The organism is Microbacterium sp. CCNWLW41 (genome assembly GCF_037083505.1).
Map to the genome: position 1 here is coordinate 16979 of NZ_JBAOJP010000001.1, position 15892 is coordinate 32870.

At 69.5% G+C, this 15892-nt stretch carries 8 protein-coding genes; 5 read left to right on the forward strand and 3 right to left on the reverse strand.

Annotation, left to right across the window (positions count from 1 at the left end):
* The first annotated feature begins 233 nt into the window (after positions 1-233).
* Genes V6R91_RS00060 through V6R91_RS00070 form a run of 3 tightly spaced genes read left to right on the forward strand, consistent with a single transcriptional unit; the run spans position 234 to position 2085 of the window.
* Positions 234-1028 carry a hypothetical protein gene (locus V6R91_RS00060; protein ID WP_336393555.1) on the forward strand — a complete coding sequence of 265 codons (795 nt, stop codon included), beginning with the start codon at positions 234-236 and terminating at the stop codon, positions 1026-1028.
* Complete coding sequence (locus tag V6R91_RS00065; RefSeq protein WP_336393556.1) at positions 1025-1444, forward strand: phage holin family protein; 420 nt, start codon at positions 1025-1027, stop codon at positions 1442-1444. Before V6R91_RS00060 ends, V6R91_RS00065 begins: the two co-directional genes overlap by 4 nt.
* Positions 1444-2085 carry a DUF3618 domain-containing protein gene (locus V6R91_RS00070; RefSeq protein WP_336393557.1) on the forward strand — a complete coding sequence of 214 codons (642 nt, stop codon included), beginning with the start codon at positions 1444-1446 and terminating at the stop codon, positions 2083-2085. The genes V6R91_RS00065 and V6R91_RS00070 overlap by 1 nt, the downstream gene beginning before the upstream one ends.
* A gap of 164 nt (positions 2086-2249) precedes the next feature.
* Here V6R91_RS00070 and rpoC read toward each other — a convergent pair whose 3' ends face one another.
* The 3 genes from rpoC to V6R91_RS00085 form a co-directional block, all read right to left on the reverse strand.
* Entirely contained in the window at positions 2250-6122 is a 3873-nt protein-coding gene (rpoC, locus tag V6R91_RS00075; RefSeq protein WP_336393558.1) for a DNA-directed RNA polymerase subunit beta', read from the reverse strand.
* A gap of 41 nt (positions 6123-6163) precedes the next feature.
* Positions 6164-9664: a DNA-directed RNA polymerase subunit beta gene (rpoB, locus tag V6R91_RS00080; RefSeq protein WP_336393559.1), complete on the reverse strand. Its 3501-nt coding sequence runs from the start codon at positions 9662-9664 to the stop codon at positions 6164-6166.
* A 308-nt stretch (positions 9665-9972) separates the two neighbouring features.
* Entirely contained in the window at positions 9973-10323 is a 351-nt protein-coding gene (locus V6R91_RS00085; protein WP_336393560.1) for a hypothetical protein, read from the reverse strand.
* 199 nt (positions 10324-10522) lie between these two features.
* On the opposite strand from V6R91_RS00085, the gene V6R91_RS00090 reads away from it, so the two are divergent.
* Positions 10523-13141, forward strand: coding sequence for a DUF4062 domain-containing protein (locus V6R91_RS00090; protein WP_336393561.1), 2619 nt, complete (start codon positions 10523-10525; stop codon positions 13139-13141).
* Positions 13135-15771: a DUF4062 domain-containing protein gene (locus V6R91_RS00095; protein WP_336393562.1), complete on the forward strand. Its 2637-nt coding sequence runs from the start codon at positions 13135-13137 to the stop codon at positions 15769-15771. Before V6R91_RS00090 ends, V6R91_RS00095 begins: the two co-directional genes overlap by 7 nt.
* Positions 15772-15892: the final 121 nt, after the last annotated feature.

Sequence of the window (15892 nt, forward strand, 5' to 3'; positions counted from 1 at the left end):
AGCCCCGAGGATGCCCTGACCAGCGGCGGGATCGGCGAGCGCGCCGTCGACCTCGCCCGCCTCGAGCGCGGGTCGGAGCGGCGGCGCGCGGGCGGCACAGCATACCCGTCATCCCCCCAGGTCACCACCCCCTCGTCGCGGGGCACCGATCCGACGGACGGTATACGCCACGGCGGATCCCCCAGGACCGGCAGGCAGCCGGCCCGACGCCGCACGTGAGATGGAGGAGCAGCATGTCGACTTACGACACCGACCCGTACGCGAACCGGAGCACGAGCTCGGGCCAGGGCACCGCGGGCTCGGGAGACATGAAGGAGCGCGCCGTCGAGACCGTCGCCGAAGTGGACGCAGGGGCGATGCACGTCGCCGGTGTGGCCGGCGAGGAGGTCAAGGGCGTGGCCCACGACACCAAGCGCGCCGCACGCGGATTCCTCGACGAGACCCGCGCGCAGCTGTCCGACCAGGCATCGACCCAGCAGCGCCGCGCCGCGGGCGCGCTGCGCGGCACGAGCGACGAACTCCAGGGACTCGCCTCGGGCACCGCGACGGGCTCCGGCGGGATGGCGACCAGCGCCGTGCGCGCCGTCGGCGAGCAGACCCGCCGCGTGGCCGACTGGCTGGAGCAGCGCGAGCCCGAGGATCTCGTCTACGAGGTGCGCTCGTTCGCCCGCCGGCACACCGGTGCGTTCCTGACCATCGCGGTCGGGGTGGGCGTGATCGCCGGACGCCTCACCCGGGCGCTCGTCTCCGAGGCCCGCGACGGCGACCGGACCACCGGCACCGCCGGCACGACGTCCGGCCGGCAGCCGGCTCTCGTCACGGGCGTGCCCGCCGGATCGGCCGGCCTGGGCGGCGCCACCGCCGGCGCAGGCACCGTGGGCGCCACCGGCCTCGAGGGGGACACCCCGATCGGCGACGCTCTCGCGAGCGACCCGCTGACCGGCGACCCGCTGACCGCGGGTGCGGATCCGGCAGTGACCGGCGGCGCCGGCGACCAGTGGTCCACCACGGGAGAGGAACGACGATGACGGACATGCCCACGCCGTCTCAGCAGAAGGCGTCCGAGACATCGCTGGGCGACTTGGTGGGCGAGGTCTCGCGCGACCTCTCCATCCTCATGCGCAAGGAGCTCGAGCTGGCCAAGGCCGAGCTCTCGGAGTCGGCCAAGCGTGCCGGCAAGGGCGCGGGCCTCATGGGGGGAGCCGGGTACGCCGGGAGCATGGCGGTGCTCTTCCTCAGCATCGCCCTCTGGTGGGGGCTCGGCGACCTCATCGACAGCCTCGGGTGGTCGGCGGTCATCGTCGCCGTCCTCTGGGCGATCGTGGCCGCGATCCTCTTCGCCGTCGGGCGGAGCCGGCTGAAGTCCGTGCAAGGGGCTCCGCAGACGGTCGAGACCGTCAAGGAGATCCCCGACGCGCTCAAGAGAAATCAGGAGAACCGATGATGAGCAACCCAGAACAGATCCGTGCCGACATCGAGGTGACCCGCGACGAGCTCGGACGCGATGTCGACGCGCTCGCCGACAAGGTGTCGCCCCCGAAGATCATCGAACGGAAGAAGACGCGGATGCGCCAGATGCTGGGCGACGTGAAGGGCCGCGTCATGGGCGTGGCCGACGACGTCGGCGGCTCGGCGTCCTCCACCGGCCACGCGGTCGGCGACAAGCTGGGCGCCGCGGGGGACGCCGTGAAGGACCTCCCGCACAAGGCCAGGCAGTCCGCGCAGGGGACGCCGCTCGTGGCAGGCCTCGTGACCGCGGGCCTCGGGTTCCTCATCGCGAGCCTCATCCCCGCGACCGATGCCGAGCGGCGCTTGAGCACCCAGCTGCGCGACCAGGCGCAGCCGTTCGTCGACAAGGCCGTGGACAAGGCCAAGGGTGCGGCCCAGGAGGTCGCCCAGAACCTCAAGGAGCCGGCGAAGGACGCCGTGCAGGAGGTCAAGGAGTCCGCCACCGCGTCCGCCGAGACCGTCAAGGACGAGGCCCAGCACACCGCGGCGCGGGTCAAGGAGAACGTGGGCGGCGGCGGGTCCAGCGGCTCGCAGACGCCCACGACCCAGTATCCGACCGGACAGGGCCTCGGCTGAGGCATCCGTCCTGATCCGAGACAGACGAAGGGCCCCGGCTGATGCCGGGGCCCTTCGTCTGTCACCTCGGTGACGCGGATCTCGATACGGCGCTGGAGCGCCTACTCGATCTAGACCCGCCTCGCGTCAACGCTCGCTGGCGCTCGCATTGACCCGAGTCGCGTCTAGTTGTAATCGGTGGTGAAACCGTCGGTGGAGAAGCTGTCGAAGTCGACGTAGCTCAGGTCGGCGTCGGTGTACGCGCCGTCCGAGGCGAAGATGCGGTTGGGGTACCGCTCGGACTTCGCCTCCTCCGTCGCCTCGACCGAGACGTTGCGGTACTTCGCAAGCCCGGTTCCGGCGGGGATGAGCTTTCCGATGATGACGTTCTCCTTGAGGCCGACGAGCGGGTCGCTCTTGCCCTCCATGGCCGCCTGCGTGAGGACGCGGGTGGTCTCCTGGAACGACGCGGCCGACAGCCACGACTCCGTCGCGAGCGACGCCTTCGTGATACCCATCAGCTCGGGACGACCCGACGCGGGGCGCTTGCCCTCGGCCACGGCCTCGCGGTTCATGTTCTGGTAGCGCTTGAAGTCCACCAGCTCGCCCGGGAGCAGCGTGGTCTCACCGTGGTCGACCACGGTGACCTTGCGCAGCATCTGACGGACGATGACCTCGATGTGCTTGTCGTGGATCGGCACACCCTGCGAGCGGTACACGCCCTGGACGCCGTTGACGAGGTACTTCTGCACCTCGCGGGCGCCCTGCACGCGCATGACCTCCTTGGGGTCGAGCGTGCCGACCTGCAGCGGCTGACCCACGGTGACGTGCTGACCGTCCTCGACCAGAAGCGTCGCGCGCTTGAGGACCGGGTAGACGTGCGGCTCGTCGCCGTTGTCGGGCGTGAGGATGACCTTCTTCGACTTCTCGGTCTCGTCGATCGTGATGCGGCCGTCGGCCTCGGCGATCGGCGACGCGCCCTTCGGGGTGCGGGCCTCGAACAGCTCCTGCACGCGGGGAAGACCCTGCGTGATGTCGTCTGCCGACGCCGAACCACCGGTGTGGAACGTACGCATCGTCAGCTGCGTGCCGGGCTCGCCGATCGACTGGGCGGCGATGATGCCGACCGCCTCGCCGATGTCGACGATCTTGCCGGTCGCGAGCGAACGGCCGTAGCACTTCGCGCAGACACCGACGGCCGAGTCGCACGTGAGCACCGAGCGGACCTTGATCGACTCGACGCCCGCCTCGACGAGCTTGTCGATGAGCACGTCGCCGACGTCCTCACCGGCCGAGGCGACGACGTCGCCCGACGGGCTCGTGGCGTCCGCCGCCAGCGTGCGGGCGAACACCGAGTTCTCGACGTTCGCGTCGCGCACCAGGGTGCCGGTCGAGTCGAAGGCCGCGATCGTGAACTCGAGGCCCTTGGTCGTGCCGCAGTCCTCCTCGCGGATGATGACATCCTGCGAGACGTCGACGAGACGACGGGTCAGGTAGCCCGAGTCGGCCGTACGGAGGGCCGTGTCGGCCAGACCCTTGCGGGCACCGTGCGTCGCGATGAAGTACTCCGCCACCGACAGACCCTCGCGGTACGAGGAGATGATCGGACGAGGGATGATCTCACCCTTCGGGTTGTTCACCAGGCCTCGCATACCCGCGATGTTGCGGATCTGCAGCCAGTTACCACGGGCGCCCGACGACACCATGCGGTTGATGGTGTTGTCCTCGGGGAAGTTGTCGCGCATGGCCTTCTGGACCTCGTCGGTCGCCTCGGTCCAGATCTTGATGAGCTCCTGACGACGCTCGGCGTCGGTGGTGAGACCCTTCTCGAACTGACCCTGGACCTTCGCGGCCTGCTTCTCGTAGCCCGCGACGATCTCGGCCTTGTTCGGCGGCGTGAGGATGTCGCTCAGCGCGACGGTCACACCCGAGCGCGTGGCCCAGTAGAAGCCGGCGTCCTTGATGCGGTCGAGGGATGCCGCGACCTCCACCTTCGGGTACTCCTCGGCCAGCTTGTTCACGATCTGCGACAGCTTGCCCTTGTCCGCCTGCTCGCGCACGAACGGGTAGCCCTTGGGGAGCGTGTCGTTGAAGATCGCCTGGCCGAGCGAGGCGTCCACGAGACCGTGGCGCTCGTAGCCCTCGGGAGCCTCGCCCTCGAGGAAGGCCAGACCCGGGATGCGGATGCGGACCTTCGCCTGCAGGTCGAGGGTGCCCTCGTCCTTGGCCAGGATGGCCTCGCCGACCGACCCGAACACGCGGCCCTCACCGGCGGCGCCCTCCTTGACCGTGGTCAGGTGGTGCAGGCCGATGATCATGTCCTGCGAAGGCAGGGTGACCGGGCGGCCGTCCGACGGCTTGAGGATGTTGTTCGAGGCGAGCATCAGGATGCGGGCCTCGGCCTGGGCCTCGACCGACAGCGGCAGGTGCACGGCCATCTGGTCGCCGTCGAAGTCCGCGTTGAACGCGGCGCAGACGAGCGGGTGCAGCTGGATGGCCTTGCCCTCGACGAGCTGCGGCTCGAAGGCCTGGATGCCGAGGCGGTGGAGCGTCGGTGCGCGGTTGAGGAGCACGGGGCGCTCGCGGATGATCTCCTCGAGCACGTCCCACACCTCGGGACGCGTGCGCTCGACGGCGCGCTTGGCCGCCTTGATGTTCTGCGAGTGACCGAGGTCGATCAGGCGCTTGATCACGAACGGCTTGAACAGCTCGAGCGCCATCTGCTTGGGCAGACCGCACTGGTGGAGCTTGAGCTGCGGGCCGACGATGATGACCGAACGGCCCGAGTAGTCCACGCGCTTGCCGAGCAGGTTCTGACGGAATCGGCCCTGCTTGCCCTTGAGCATGTCGGACAGCGACTTCAGCGCACGGTTGCCCGTGCCCGTGACCGGGCGGCCGCGGCGGCCGTTGTCGAACAGCGCGTCGACGGCCTCCTGCAGCATGCGCTTCTCGTTGTTGACGATGATCTCGGGGGCACCGAGGTCGATCAGGCGACGGAGGCGGTTGTTGCGGTTGATCACGCGACGGTAGAGGTCGTTGAGGTCGGAGGTCGCGAAGCGACCACCGTCCAGCTGCACCATCGGGCGCAGCTCCGGCGGGATCACCGGGACGACGTCGAGCACCATCGAGGCGGGGCTCATGCCCGTCGCCAGGAACGAGTTGACGACCTTCAGGCGCTTGATCGCACGGATCTTGCGCTGGCCCTTGCCCTCCGAGATCTGCAGGTGGAGACTGTCGGCCTCTGCCTGCAGGTCGAAGCTCTCGAGGCGGCGCTTGATCGACTCCGCGCCCATGTGGGCCTCGAAGTACTGACCGAAGCGGTCCTGCAGCTCGTGGAAGATCTCGTCCTCGCCCTTGAGCTGGCCGACCTCGAGGTTGCGGAAGTCGTCCCACACCTTCTCGAGACGCGTGACCTGGTCATCCGCGTTCTTGCGGATGGCGGCCATCTCCTTCTCGGCGGCGTCCTTGACCTTCTTCTTCTGGTCGGCCTTGGCGCCTTCCTCCTCGAGCGCGGCGAGCTCCTCCTCCAGCTTCTGGAGGCGGGCGGCCACACGCGCGTCGCGGCGGTCGGCGAGCGTCTTCAGCTCGAGGCGGATGTTGCTCTCCTGCGTCGCGAGGTCGCGGTGGCGCGCCTCCTCGTCGACCGAGATCACCATGTACGCGGCGAAGTAGATGACCTTCTCGAGGTCCTTCGGCGCCATGTCGAGCAGGTACCCGAGGCGCGAGGGCACGCCCTTGAAGTACCAGATGTGCGTGACGGGCGCAGCCAGCTCGATGTGACCCATGCGCTCGCGGCGCACCGAGGACTTGGTGACCTCGACGCCGCAGCGCTCGCACACGATGCCCTTGAAGCGGACGCGCTTGTACTTGCCGCACGCGCACTCCCAGTCACGGGAGGGGCCGAAGATCTGCTCTCCGAAGAGGCCGTCCTTCTCGGGCTTCAGGGTGCGGTAGTTGATGGTCTCGGGCTTCTTGACCTCACCGTAGGACCAACGACGGATGTCGTCGGCTGTGGCCAGGCCGATGCGAAGCTGATCGAAAGTGGTTGATTCGAGCACTGGTTCTCCTGTGTCGGAAATTCGTTCGTTACCTGGCGCGCTTAGATCTCGTCGATCGACGACGACTCGAAGCGGCTGGAGATGTTGATGCCGAGCTCTTCGGCGGCGCGGAACGCCTCGTCGTCGGTGTCGCGGAGGTTGACCGACGAGCCGTCGGCCGAGAGGACCTCGACGTTCAGGCAGAGCGACTGCATCTCCTTCATGAGCACCTTGAACGACTCGGGGATGCCGGGCTCCTGGATGTTCTCGCCCTTGACGATCGCCTCGTAGACCTTGACGCGGCCGAGGATGTCGTCGGACTTGATCGTGAGGAGCTCCTGGAGCGCGTATGCGGCGCCGTAGGCCTCGAGCGCCCACACCTCCATCTCACCGAAGCGCTGACCGCCGAACTGCGCCTTACCACCGAGCGGCTGCTGGGTGATCATCGAGTACGGGCCCGTCGAACGCGCGTGGATCTTGTCGTCGACGAGGTGGTGCAGCTTCAGGATGTACATGTAGCCGACCGAGATGGGAGCCGGGAACGGCTCGCCGGAGCGGCCGTCGAACAGCTGCGTCTTGCCCGACGAGTCGATCAGGCGCTCGCCGTCGCGGGTGAGGTTCGTCGAGTCGAGCAGACCCGCGATCTCCTCCTCGAACGCGCCGTCGAACACCGGCGTGGCGACCTTGGTGCCGGGAGCGGCCTCGCGCGCGCCCTCGGGCAGGCGTGCCGCCCACTCGGGGTTGCCCTCGACCTTCCAGCCCTGCTTCGCGACCCATCCGAGGTGGGTCTCGAGCACCTGGCCGAAGTTCATGCGGCCGGGGATGCCGAGCGGGTTCAGGATGACCTGGACCGGCGTGCCGTCCGCGAGGAACGGCATGTCCTCGACGGGGAGGATCTTCGCGATGACGCCCTTGTTGCCGTGGCGGCCGGCGAGCTTGTCGCCCTCGGTGATCTTGCGCTTCTGGGCGATGTAGACCACGACGCGGCGGTTGACGCCCGAGCCGAGCTCGTCGTCGCCGTCCTCCGCGTTGAACTCCTTGACGGCGATGATCGTGCCCTGCTCGCCGTGAGGCACCTTCAGGGACGTGTCGCGGACCTCGCGGCTCTTCTCGTTGAAGATCGCGCGGAGCAGGCGCTCCTCGGCCGAGAGCTCCGTCTCGCCCTTCGGCGTGACCTTGCCCACGAGGATGTCGCCGGGACGCACCTCGGCGCCGATGCGGATGATGCCGCGCTCGTCGAGGTCCTTCAGCAGATCCGGGCTCACGTTGGGGAGGTCACGCGTGATCTCCTCCTTGCCCAGCTTCGTGTCGCGGGCGTCGACCTCGTACTCCTCGATGTGGATCGAGGAGAGGGTGTCGTCCTTCACGAGGTCCTGGCTGAGGATGATGGCGTCCTCGAAGTTGTGGCCCTCCCACGTCATGAACGCCACGAGGAGGTTCTTGCCGAGGGCGAGCTCGCCGTCCTCGGTCGCGGGACCGTCGGCGATGACCTCGCCGGCCTCGACGCGCTCGCCGGCCGAGACCACGACGCGCTGGTTGTACGAGGTGCCCTGGTTCGAGCGGTCGAACTTGCGCAGGAAGTAATCCTGCGTGCCGCCCTCATCCAGCTGCACCGTCACGACGTCCGCCGAGACCTCGACGACCACACCGGCCTTGTCGGCGATCACGACGTCACCGGCGTCGATGGCTGCGAAGCCCTCCATGCCCGTGCCGACCACCGGCGACTCCGAGCGCAGCAGCGGCACGGCCTGGCGCTGCATGTTGGCACCCATGAGCGCGCGGTTGGCGTCGTCGTGCTCGAGGAAGGGGATGAGCGAGGTCGCGACCGACACCATCTGGCGCGGCGAGACGTCCATGTAGCCGATCTCCTCGGCGTGGAACAGGTCGACCTCGCCGCCCTGGCCGCGACGGGCGAGGACGCGGTCCTGCGCGAAGCCGCCGTCGGCCTTCAGCTCGACGCCGGCCTGCGCGACGATGTAGTCGCTCTCCTCGGAGGCGGTCAGGTAGTCGATCTGGTCGGTGACCTTGCCGTCCACGACACGGCGGTACGGCGTCTCGATGAAGCCGAACGCGTTGATGCGCGCGAACGAGGCGAGCGAGCCGATCAGGCCGATGTTCGGGCCTTCCGGGGTCTCGATCGGGCACATGCGGCCGTAGTGCGACGGGTGGACGTCACGGACCTCGACGCCCGCGCGCTCACGCGACAGACCGCCGGGGCCGAGCGCCGACAGGCGGCGCTTGTGGGTCAGACCCGCGAGCGGGTTGTTCTGGTCCATGAACTGCGACAGCTGCGAGGTTCCGAAGAACTCCTTGATCGCGGCCACGACGGGGCGGACGTTGATCAGGGTCTGCGGCGTGATCGCCTCGATGTCCTGCGTGGTCATGCGCTCGCGGACGACGCGCTCCATGCGCGACAGACCCGTGCGGACCTGGTTCTGGATCAGCTCGCCGACCGCGCGGATGCGACGGTTGCCGAAGTTGTCGATGTCGTCGATGTCGAGGCGGATCTCCGCCTGCTTGCCACCGCGCACGCCGTCGAAGGTCACATCGCCGCGGTGCAGGCGGACGAGGTACTTGATCGTCGCGACGATGTCGTCGACCGTCAGCACCGAGTCGGTGAGCGGCTTGTCGACACCGAGCTTGTGGTTGATCTTGTACCGGCCGACCTTGGCGAGGTCGTAGCGCTTCGGGTTGAAGTAGAAGTTGTCCAGCAGCGCGCGGGCGGCCTCGGCGGCGACCTGCTCGCCCGGACGGAGCTTGCGGTAGATGTCGCGGAGCGCGTCCTCCTTGGTGAGGATCGTGTCCTTCGAGAGCGTCTCCTCGATCGAGTCGAAGCCGGCGAACTCGGCGAGGATGTCCTCGCTGGTGAGGCCGAGGGCCTTGAGGAACACCGTCACCGACTGCTTGCGCTTGCGGTCGATGCGGACGCCGACCTGGTCGCGCTTGTCGATCTCGAACTCGAGCCAGGCGCCGCGGGACGGGATGACGCGCGCCGACACGATGTCCTTGTCGGACGTCTTGTCGGGGGTCTTGTCGAAGTAGACGCCGGGCGAACGGACGAGCTGCGACACGACGACGCGCTCGGTTCCGTTGATGATGAACGTGCCCTTGTCGGTCTGGAGCGGGAAGTCGCCCATGAAGACCGTCTGGGTCTTGATCTCACCGGTCTGGTGGTTCATGAACTCGGCCTCGACGTAGAGCGGGGCCGCGTAGGTCTTGCCGCGCTCCTTGCACTCCTCGATGGAGTACTTCTCGGGCTCGAGGTACGGGTTCGTGAACGAGAGCTGCATCGTCTCGCTCAGATCCTCGATCGGCGAGATCTCCTCGAAGATCTCCTCGAGTCCAGAGACCTCGGGGACGTCGGTGCGGCCGGCGGCCTTCGCCTCGGCGACACGGGCCTTCCAGGCCTCGTTGCCGACGAGCCAGTCGAAGGACTCTGTCTGCAGCGCGAGAAGGTCGGGGACCGTCAGCGTGTCGGAGATCTTGGCGAACGAGAGGCGGGATGCTCCGCGTCCGTTCTTAGGGGTGGTGGTGGGGTTGGATGCGTTGCGCGCAGCAGCCAAGGGGATTACCTCCGTGGGCCCGTGTCGGGCTCGTTTCCTTGTCGTCAGGTGGAGTGCTCAGTCGTCCCCGAAGCCCGCGCGGCACTCCTCACGTGAACGAGAGGGGGCGCAGGCACAGCCGACCACCATATGAGGGCAGGGGGAATCCAAGAGCGCAAAGACCAACTATACGTCGCATGACGCGCCGTGTCCAGTCAGATTCTTGAAAACTTCCGGATGCTGCGGTATAAGGCCGCAGAACGCCGACGGCCGCCCCCGCGGCAGTGCGGGAGCGGCCGTGACGAGCCGGCGTCGACCGGCGTCGTGCTCTAGTGACCGCCTCCGCACTCCTCGCTCGGCGAGGGCACGAGTTGGTCGATGCCCAGCTCCTTGGACAGCGGGCGCTGGAACATCCCGTAGTTCTGCACGCCGTGGTGGCGATCCACGCCCGCGGGCGACTGATTGCCCCGCAACGCGAGGATGTCGTCCGGGAACGGGATGACACCCTCGATCGAGTCGGCGGTGTCCAGTCCGGAGAACGCGCAGATCGAGGCCGGCGTGTCGTGCCCCGCGATCGGAGTCTCTTCCCCGTTGCCGTTCACCTCGCCCGCCATCGCGGCCCCGCCGCTGCCGAGCACGAGCCCGAGCGCCATGACGGCGCATGCCAAAGTCTTCCTCATCGAATTCCCCTCCCAGTGGTGACGCCCGACGAACCCCTGCGCGGGCGGACGGCCTCCCCATCGGCGCCGTCCCGCCGCACCCTACTCCTCGCCCCACCAGAGCGGAAGAGTGCCGCAGCGGGGGCGAAGCGGTGGTGGTCGGGAGCGCTGCGCACACCGAGTGATGGCGCATTCCCCCGGATGGGGCCAATATATGCACATGACTGGGGTGGAACACCCCGTGATCCGCACGCCCGACCAGCGGATCCGGGTGTTCGTGAGCTCGACGCTGCGCGAGCTCGCGGAGGAGCGCGAAGCAGTGCGGTCGGCGATCGAACGACTGCGCCTGGCGCCGGTCATGTTCGAGCTGGGCGCCAGGCCCCACCCGCCCCGCGACCTCTACCGCTCCTACCTCGCCCAGAGCGACGTGTTCGTCGGCATCTACGGCGACAGCTACGGCTGGGTCGCCCCCGACGAGAACGTCTCCGGACTCGAAGACGAATACAACCTCGCCCCCCGCGGCATGCCCAAGCTCATCTACGTCAAAGACACCGACACCCGCGACGACCGACTCAAAGACCTCATCTCCCGCATCCAGGCCGACGACACCGCCGCCTACCTCCACTTCCACTCCGCCCAGGACCTCGAAGACCAGGTCGCCGGCGACCTCGCCATGCTCCTGGCCGAACGCTTCGATCAGTCCCGCAGGCCGGAGCCGATCAGCGTGTCCACCGCCCCGCTCGCCGCCCGCGTGCCCGCGCCGTACACCGAGACGATCGGACGAGGGGGCGAGCTCGCCGAGATCCGGGCCCTCCTGGCGGGCGGCCTGCATCGGGTGGTGAGCCTCATCGGCCCGGGAGGCATCGGCAAGAGCCGCCTCGCGATCGAGGCGTCGCACGCCAACGCCGACCTCTTCCCCGACGGGGTGTACTTCGTGCCGCTGGAGAGCGTCCTCGAGCCGGGGCTGCTGCTTCCGACGATCGCCTACGTGCTCGGCGTCCGCGACACCGGCGCCGCTGCGCTCGAGGAGCGCATCGCCCAGGCGGTCGCCGACCGGCACGTGCTGATCGTGCTCGACAACTTCGAGCAGATCGTCGAGGAGGCGCCGGTGCTCGTGCGCCTCTATACGCTCGCGCCTCGCGCCTGCTTCCTGGTCACCAGCCGGACGGTCCTGCGCATCCGGGGCGAGCGGGTGTTCGAGGTGGAGGCGCTGGAGACGCCGCGCGAGGACGTGCCGGCGACGCTGGCCCAGGCCGAGGCATCCGCCGCCTGTCAGCTCTTCGCGGAGCGGGCCGCAGTGGCGCTCCCCGGCTTCACGCTGACCACGGACAACGCGGCCGACGTCATCGAGATCTGCCGGCGGCTGGAGGGCCTGCCGCTGGCGATCGAGCTGACGGCGGCCAAGATCCGGCTGCTCTCGCCGCACGACATCGCCGAGCGTCTCGGGCGGAGCCTGCCGCTGCTGTCGACGTCGGTGCGCGACTTGCCCGACCGGCATCGCACGATGCGGGCCACCATCGACTGGAGCGTCGGGCTGCTCGATGCCGAGCAGCGCGCGATGCTCGAGGACCTCGGGGTCTTCGCCGCGCGCTTCACCCTCGAGGCGGTCGAGGCACTGGGCGCGGGGCGCTCGTGGGGAGAGCAGGCTATCGAGACGCTGGCCGCCCTCATCGACGCCTCGCTCGTCCAGCGGGTCGAATCCGGAGGCCGGACGGTGTTCTCCCTGCTGGTGATCGTCCGCGAGTACGCCGTCGACCTCCTCGAGTCCCGCGGGGCCGCGGACGAGATGCGCAACGCCCATGCGGACTACTACCTCGACCTCGTGAAGCGGATCGCGCCGCGGCTGCGCGGCTCCGAGCAGATCGCCGCCGTCGCCGACCTCGGGCTCGAGGTCTCGAACCTCCGTGCGGCGGCCCGCCACCTCGTCCAGGCGGGACGGCTGGACGACGCCGGCGACTTCGCGTGGACGCTCCTGGCGTACTGGTGGATCTGCGGCTTCTTCGCCGACGTCGGGCTGTGGATGCAGGAGCTGATGGCCGCACAGCTTCCCATCACGCCCCGCACCCGCGCGATCGCCATGTTCTTCCCGCTGTGGGCGGGAATGTGGCAGCGCCCGAGCGACCAGGTGGTCGACGGGCTCGGCGAGTCGGTGCGGCTGTTCCTGGAGTCAGGCGACGAGCAGTCCGCCGCCATGGCCCTCGCCGCGCGGGCGTCCACGCGGATGCAGTTCCCCGACCTGGATCCCGAGGTCGCACGTGGCGAGCTGCACGACGCGATCACCACGCTGCACGCCGTGGGGGACAGCTGGGCGGAGTCCCTGGCGGAGACGGTTCTCGGCCAGCTCGGCATCGTGGTCGGCGACATACCGGAGGGCATGAGGCACTTCGATCGGGCCGTGGAGATCGCAGATGCCGCCGACGACGCCTTCACGCGCGTCGTGTCCGGCAACAACCGCGCGCGCCTGCGGTTCCTCCTCGGCGAGCGGGATGCCGCCGAGGAGGAGTTCATCCTCACGCTCTCGCTGTCGATCCGGCTGCACTTCGTCGACGGCGCCACGTACGGGATCGAGGGGATGTGCGCCGTGGCGGCGGTCCACGGCGACGGCTGGCGTGCCGGCGCCCTCGCGGCGGTGGCCGAGACGATCCGCGAGTCGACCGGCATCTACGACATCGCCGGGTTCGCCATACACCTCGAGCCGCTCGCGGCGCTCCGCGAGGCCGACCCTGCGAGCGTCGAGGCGGGCGAGCAGGCGGGAAGGGAGATGACCCTCGCCGACGCCATCGCGATCGCGATCCCCGATGCCGACGCGCGCGTCGCGCAGAAGGTGCCGTCGTGGTGACGAGCGGGCAGCAGCATCCGGTGATCCGCACGCCCGATCAGCGGATCCGGGTGTTCGTGAGCTCGACGCTGCGCGAGCTCGCGGAGGAGCGCGAAGCAGTGCGGTCCGCGATCGAACGGCTGCGCCTGGCGCCGGTCATGTTCGAGCTCGGCGCAAGGCCCCACCCGCCCCGCGACCTCTACCGCTCCTACCTCGCCCAGAGCGACGTGTTCGTCGGCATCTACGGCGACAGCTACGGCTGGGTCGCCCCCGACGAGAACGTCTCCGGACTCGAAGACGAATACAACCTCGCCCCCCGCGGCATGCCCAAGCTCATCTACGTCAAAGACACCGACACCCGCGACGACCGACTCAAAGACCTCATCTCCCGCATCCAGGCCGACGACACCGCCGCCTACCTCCACTTCCACTCCGCCCAGGACCTCGAAGACCAGGTCGCCGGCGACCTCGCCATGCTCCTGGCCGAACGCTTCGACGAGTCGAAGGCGCCGGTGACCTCCGAGCCGGATTCCCGGCCGAACCTCGTCGGGCGGGTGCCCGTGCCGTACACGACGACCATCGGGCGCGAGGACGACATCGACGCGGTGCGCACGCTGCTCTCGCGGGGGAGCGATCGCGTCGTGAGCCTCATCGGGCCCGGCGGCATCGGCAAGAGCAGGCTGGCGATCGAGTCCGCGCTCGCGTGCGCGGACCTGTTCCCCGACGGGGTGTACTTCGCCCTGCTGGAGGGCGTGCTCGAGCCCGGACTGCTGCTCCCGACGATCGCCTACTACCTCGGCATCCGCGACAACGGCGAGACCGCGCTCGAGGAGCGCATCGCACTCGCGCTCGAGGACCGGCACGTGCTGATCGTGCTCGACAACTTCGAGCAGATCGTGGCTGCCGCACCCGTCCTGGTGCGGCTGTACACCGTCGCCCCGACGGCGACCTTCCTCGTCACCAGTCGCATCGTGCTGCGGATCCGCGGCGAGCGCGTCTACGAGGTGCCCCCGCTGACGACGCCGGCCGCCGACCGCCCCGCGAGCCTGGACCGGACCACGCGCACGGCGGCGGTCTCGCTGTTCGTCGACCGGGCCCGCGCGATCGACCCCCACTTCGACGTCACCCCCGCCAACGCGAACGACCTCGCCGACATCTGCCGCCGGCTGGAGGGACTGCCGCTGGCGATCGAGCTCGCGGCGGCGAAGGTGCGCATCCTCAGCCCCGCCGGCATCGCCTCACGCCTGGAGCAGAGCCTGCCGCTGCTCACCGCGGCCGTGCGCGACCTGCCCGAACGGCACCGCACGATGCGAGCGACGATCGACTGGAGCGTGAGCCTGCTCCCCGACGCGCAGCGCGCGCTCCTGGAGGATCTCGGCGTGTTCGCGACCCGGTTCACGCTGGAGGCGGTCGAGGCGCTGGGCGCCGGCCGCTCCTGGGACGGCGAGGCGCTCGATGCGCTGGCCTCGCTGGTCGACGCCTCCCTCGTCCAGCAGGCGGAGCTGGGCGGACGCCGCGTGTTCTCGCTGCTGGCGATCGTCCGCGAGTACGCCGTCGGCCGCCTGAAGGAGCGCGGCGACGCCGACGAGGTGCGACGCGCCCACGCCGACCACTACCGCGCCCTCGTCGCGCGCATCGCGCCCGACCTCGGCGGCCCCGGGCAGGCCGAAGCGGTCGCGCGGCTGGGGCTCGAGCTGCCGAACCTCCGCGCGGCCGTCCGGCACCTCGTGTACACGGACCGCCTCGACGACGCCGGCGACTTCGCGTGGAGCCTGCTGATCTACTGGTGGATCTCGGGATTCTTCGCCGAGGTGAGGGTGTGGATGCTGGAGCTGCTCGAGAAGCAGCACGAGCGGCCGATCACACCGCACACGCGGGCGATCGCGTGGTTCTTCGCCCTGTGGGGCGAGATGTGGCAGCGACCCAGCGAGCAGGTGGTCGCGGGACTGGGCGAGTGCGTGCGGCTGTTCACCGAGTCCGGGGACGAGGATGCCGCCGCGATGGCGCTCGCGGCCCGGGCGACAGCGCGCGTGCAGTTCTCCCCGCTCGACGCCGACAAGGCCGAGTCCGAGCTCCAGCAGGCGGTCGTGACGCTTCGCGAGCGCGGCAACACGTGGGCGGAGGCGATCACGGAGGTCTCGCTCGGCCGCATCTCGTGGGTGCGGGGCGCCGCGGACGACGCCCGCGCGCACTTCGACCGCGCGACCGCGGTGGCCGAGGCAGGCAGCGACCTGTTCACGACGTCCGTGGCGGGCAATCTCCGCGCCCGGCTCAACTTCCAGCTCGGCCGCATCGAGGAGGCCGAGCGCGAGTTCGTGCACACGCTGCTGGTCTCCGTCGGGCTCCACTACGAGGAGGGCGTCGCCTACGGGCTCGAAGGCGTCTGCGCCGTCGCCGCCGCCCACGGCGAGGCATGGCGCGCCGCGGCGCTCGCGGTCGCCGCCGGCGAGATCCGGCGGCGCATCGGCATCTTCGACGTCGAGGCGTTCACCGTCCACACGCCGTATCTCGAGATCCTCCGCGGGCGCGACCCGCAGAGCGTGGCTGCGGGCGAGGCCGCCGGCGCCGAGCTGACGGTGGCCGAGGCGGTGCAGCTCGCGCTGTCGGAGGAGGAGTTCCAGGCCGTCGCCGACAGGCTGCAGGCCTGGTAGGCCGGATGCCGCATCCCTCGCGGTGGCGGCATCCGCTCTCCCGGTGTATCAGCCGCGCGTTCCGGGGACTCTGGTGCGTCAGGGAGCGTGCTCGTATGCTGTGCACCGACTGCGCTCCTCG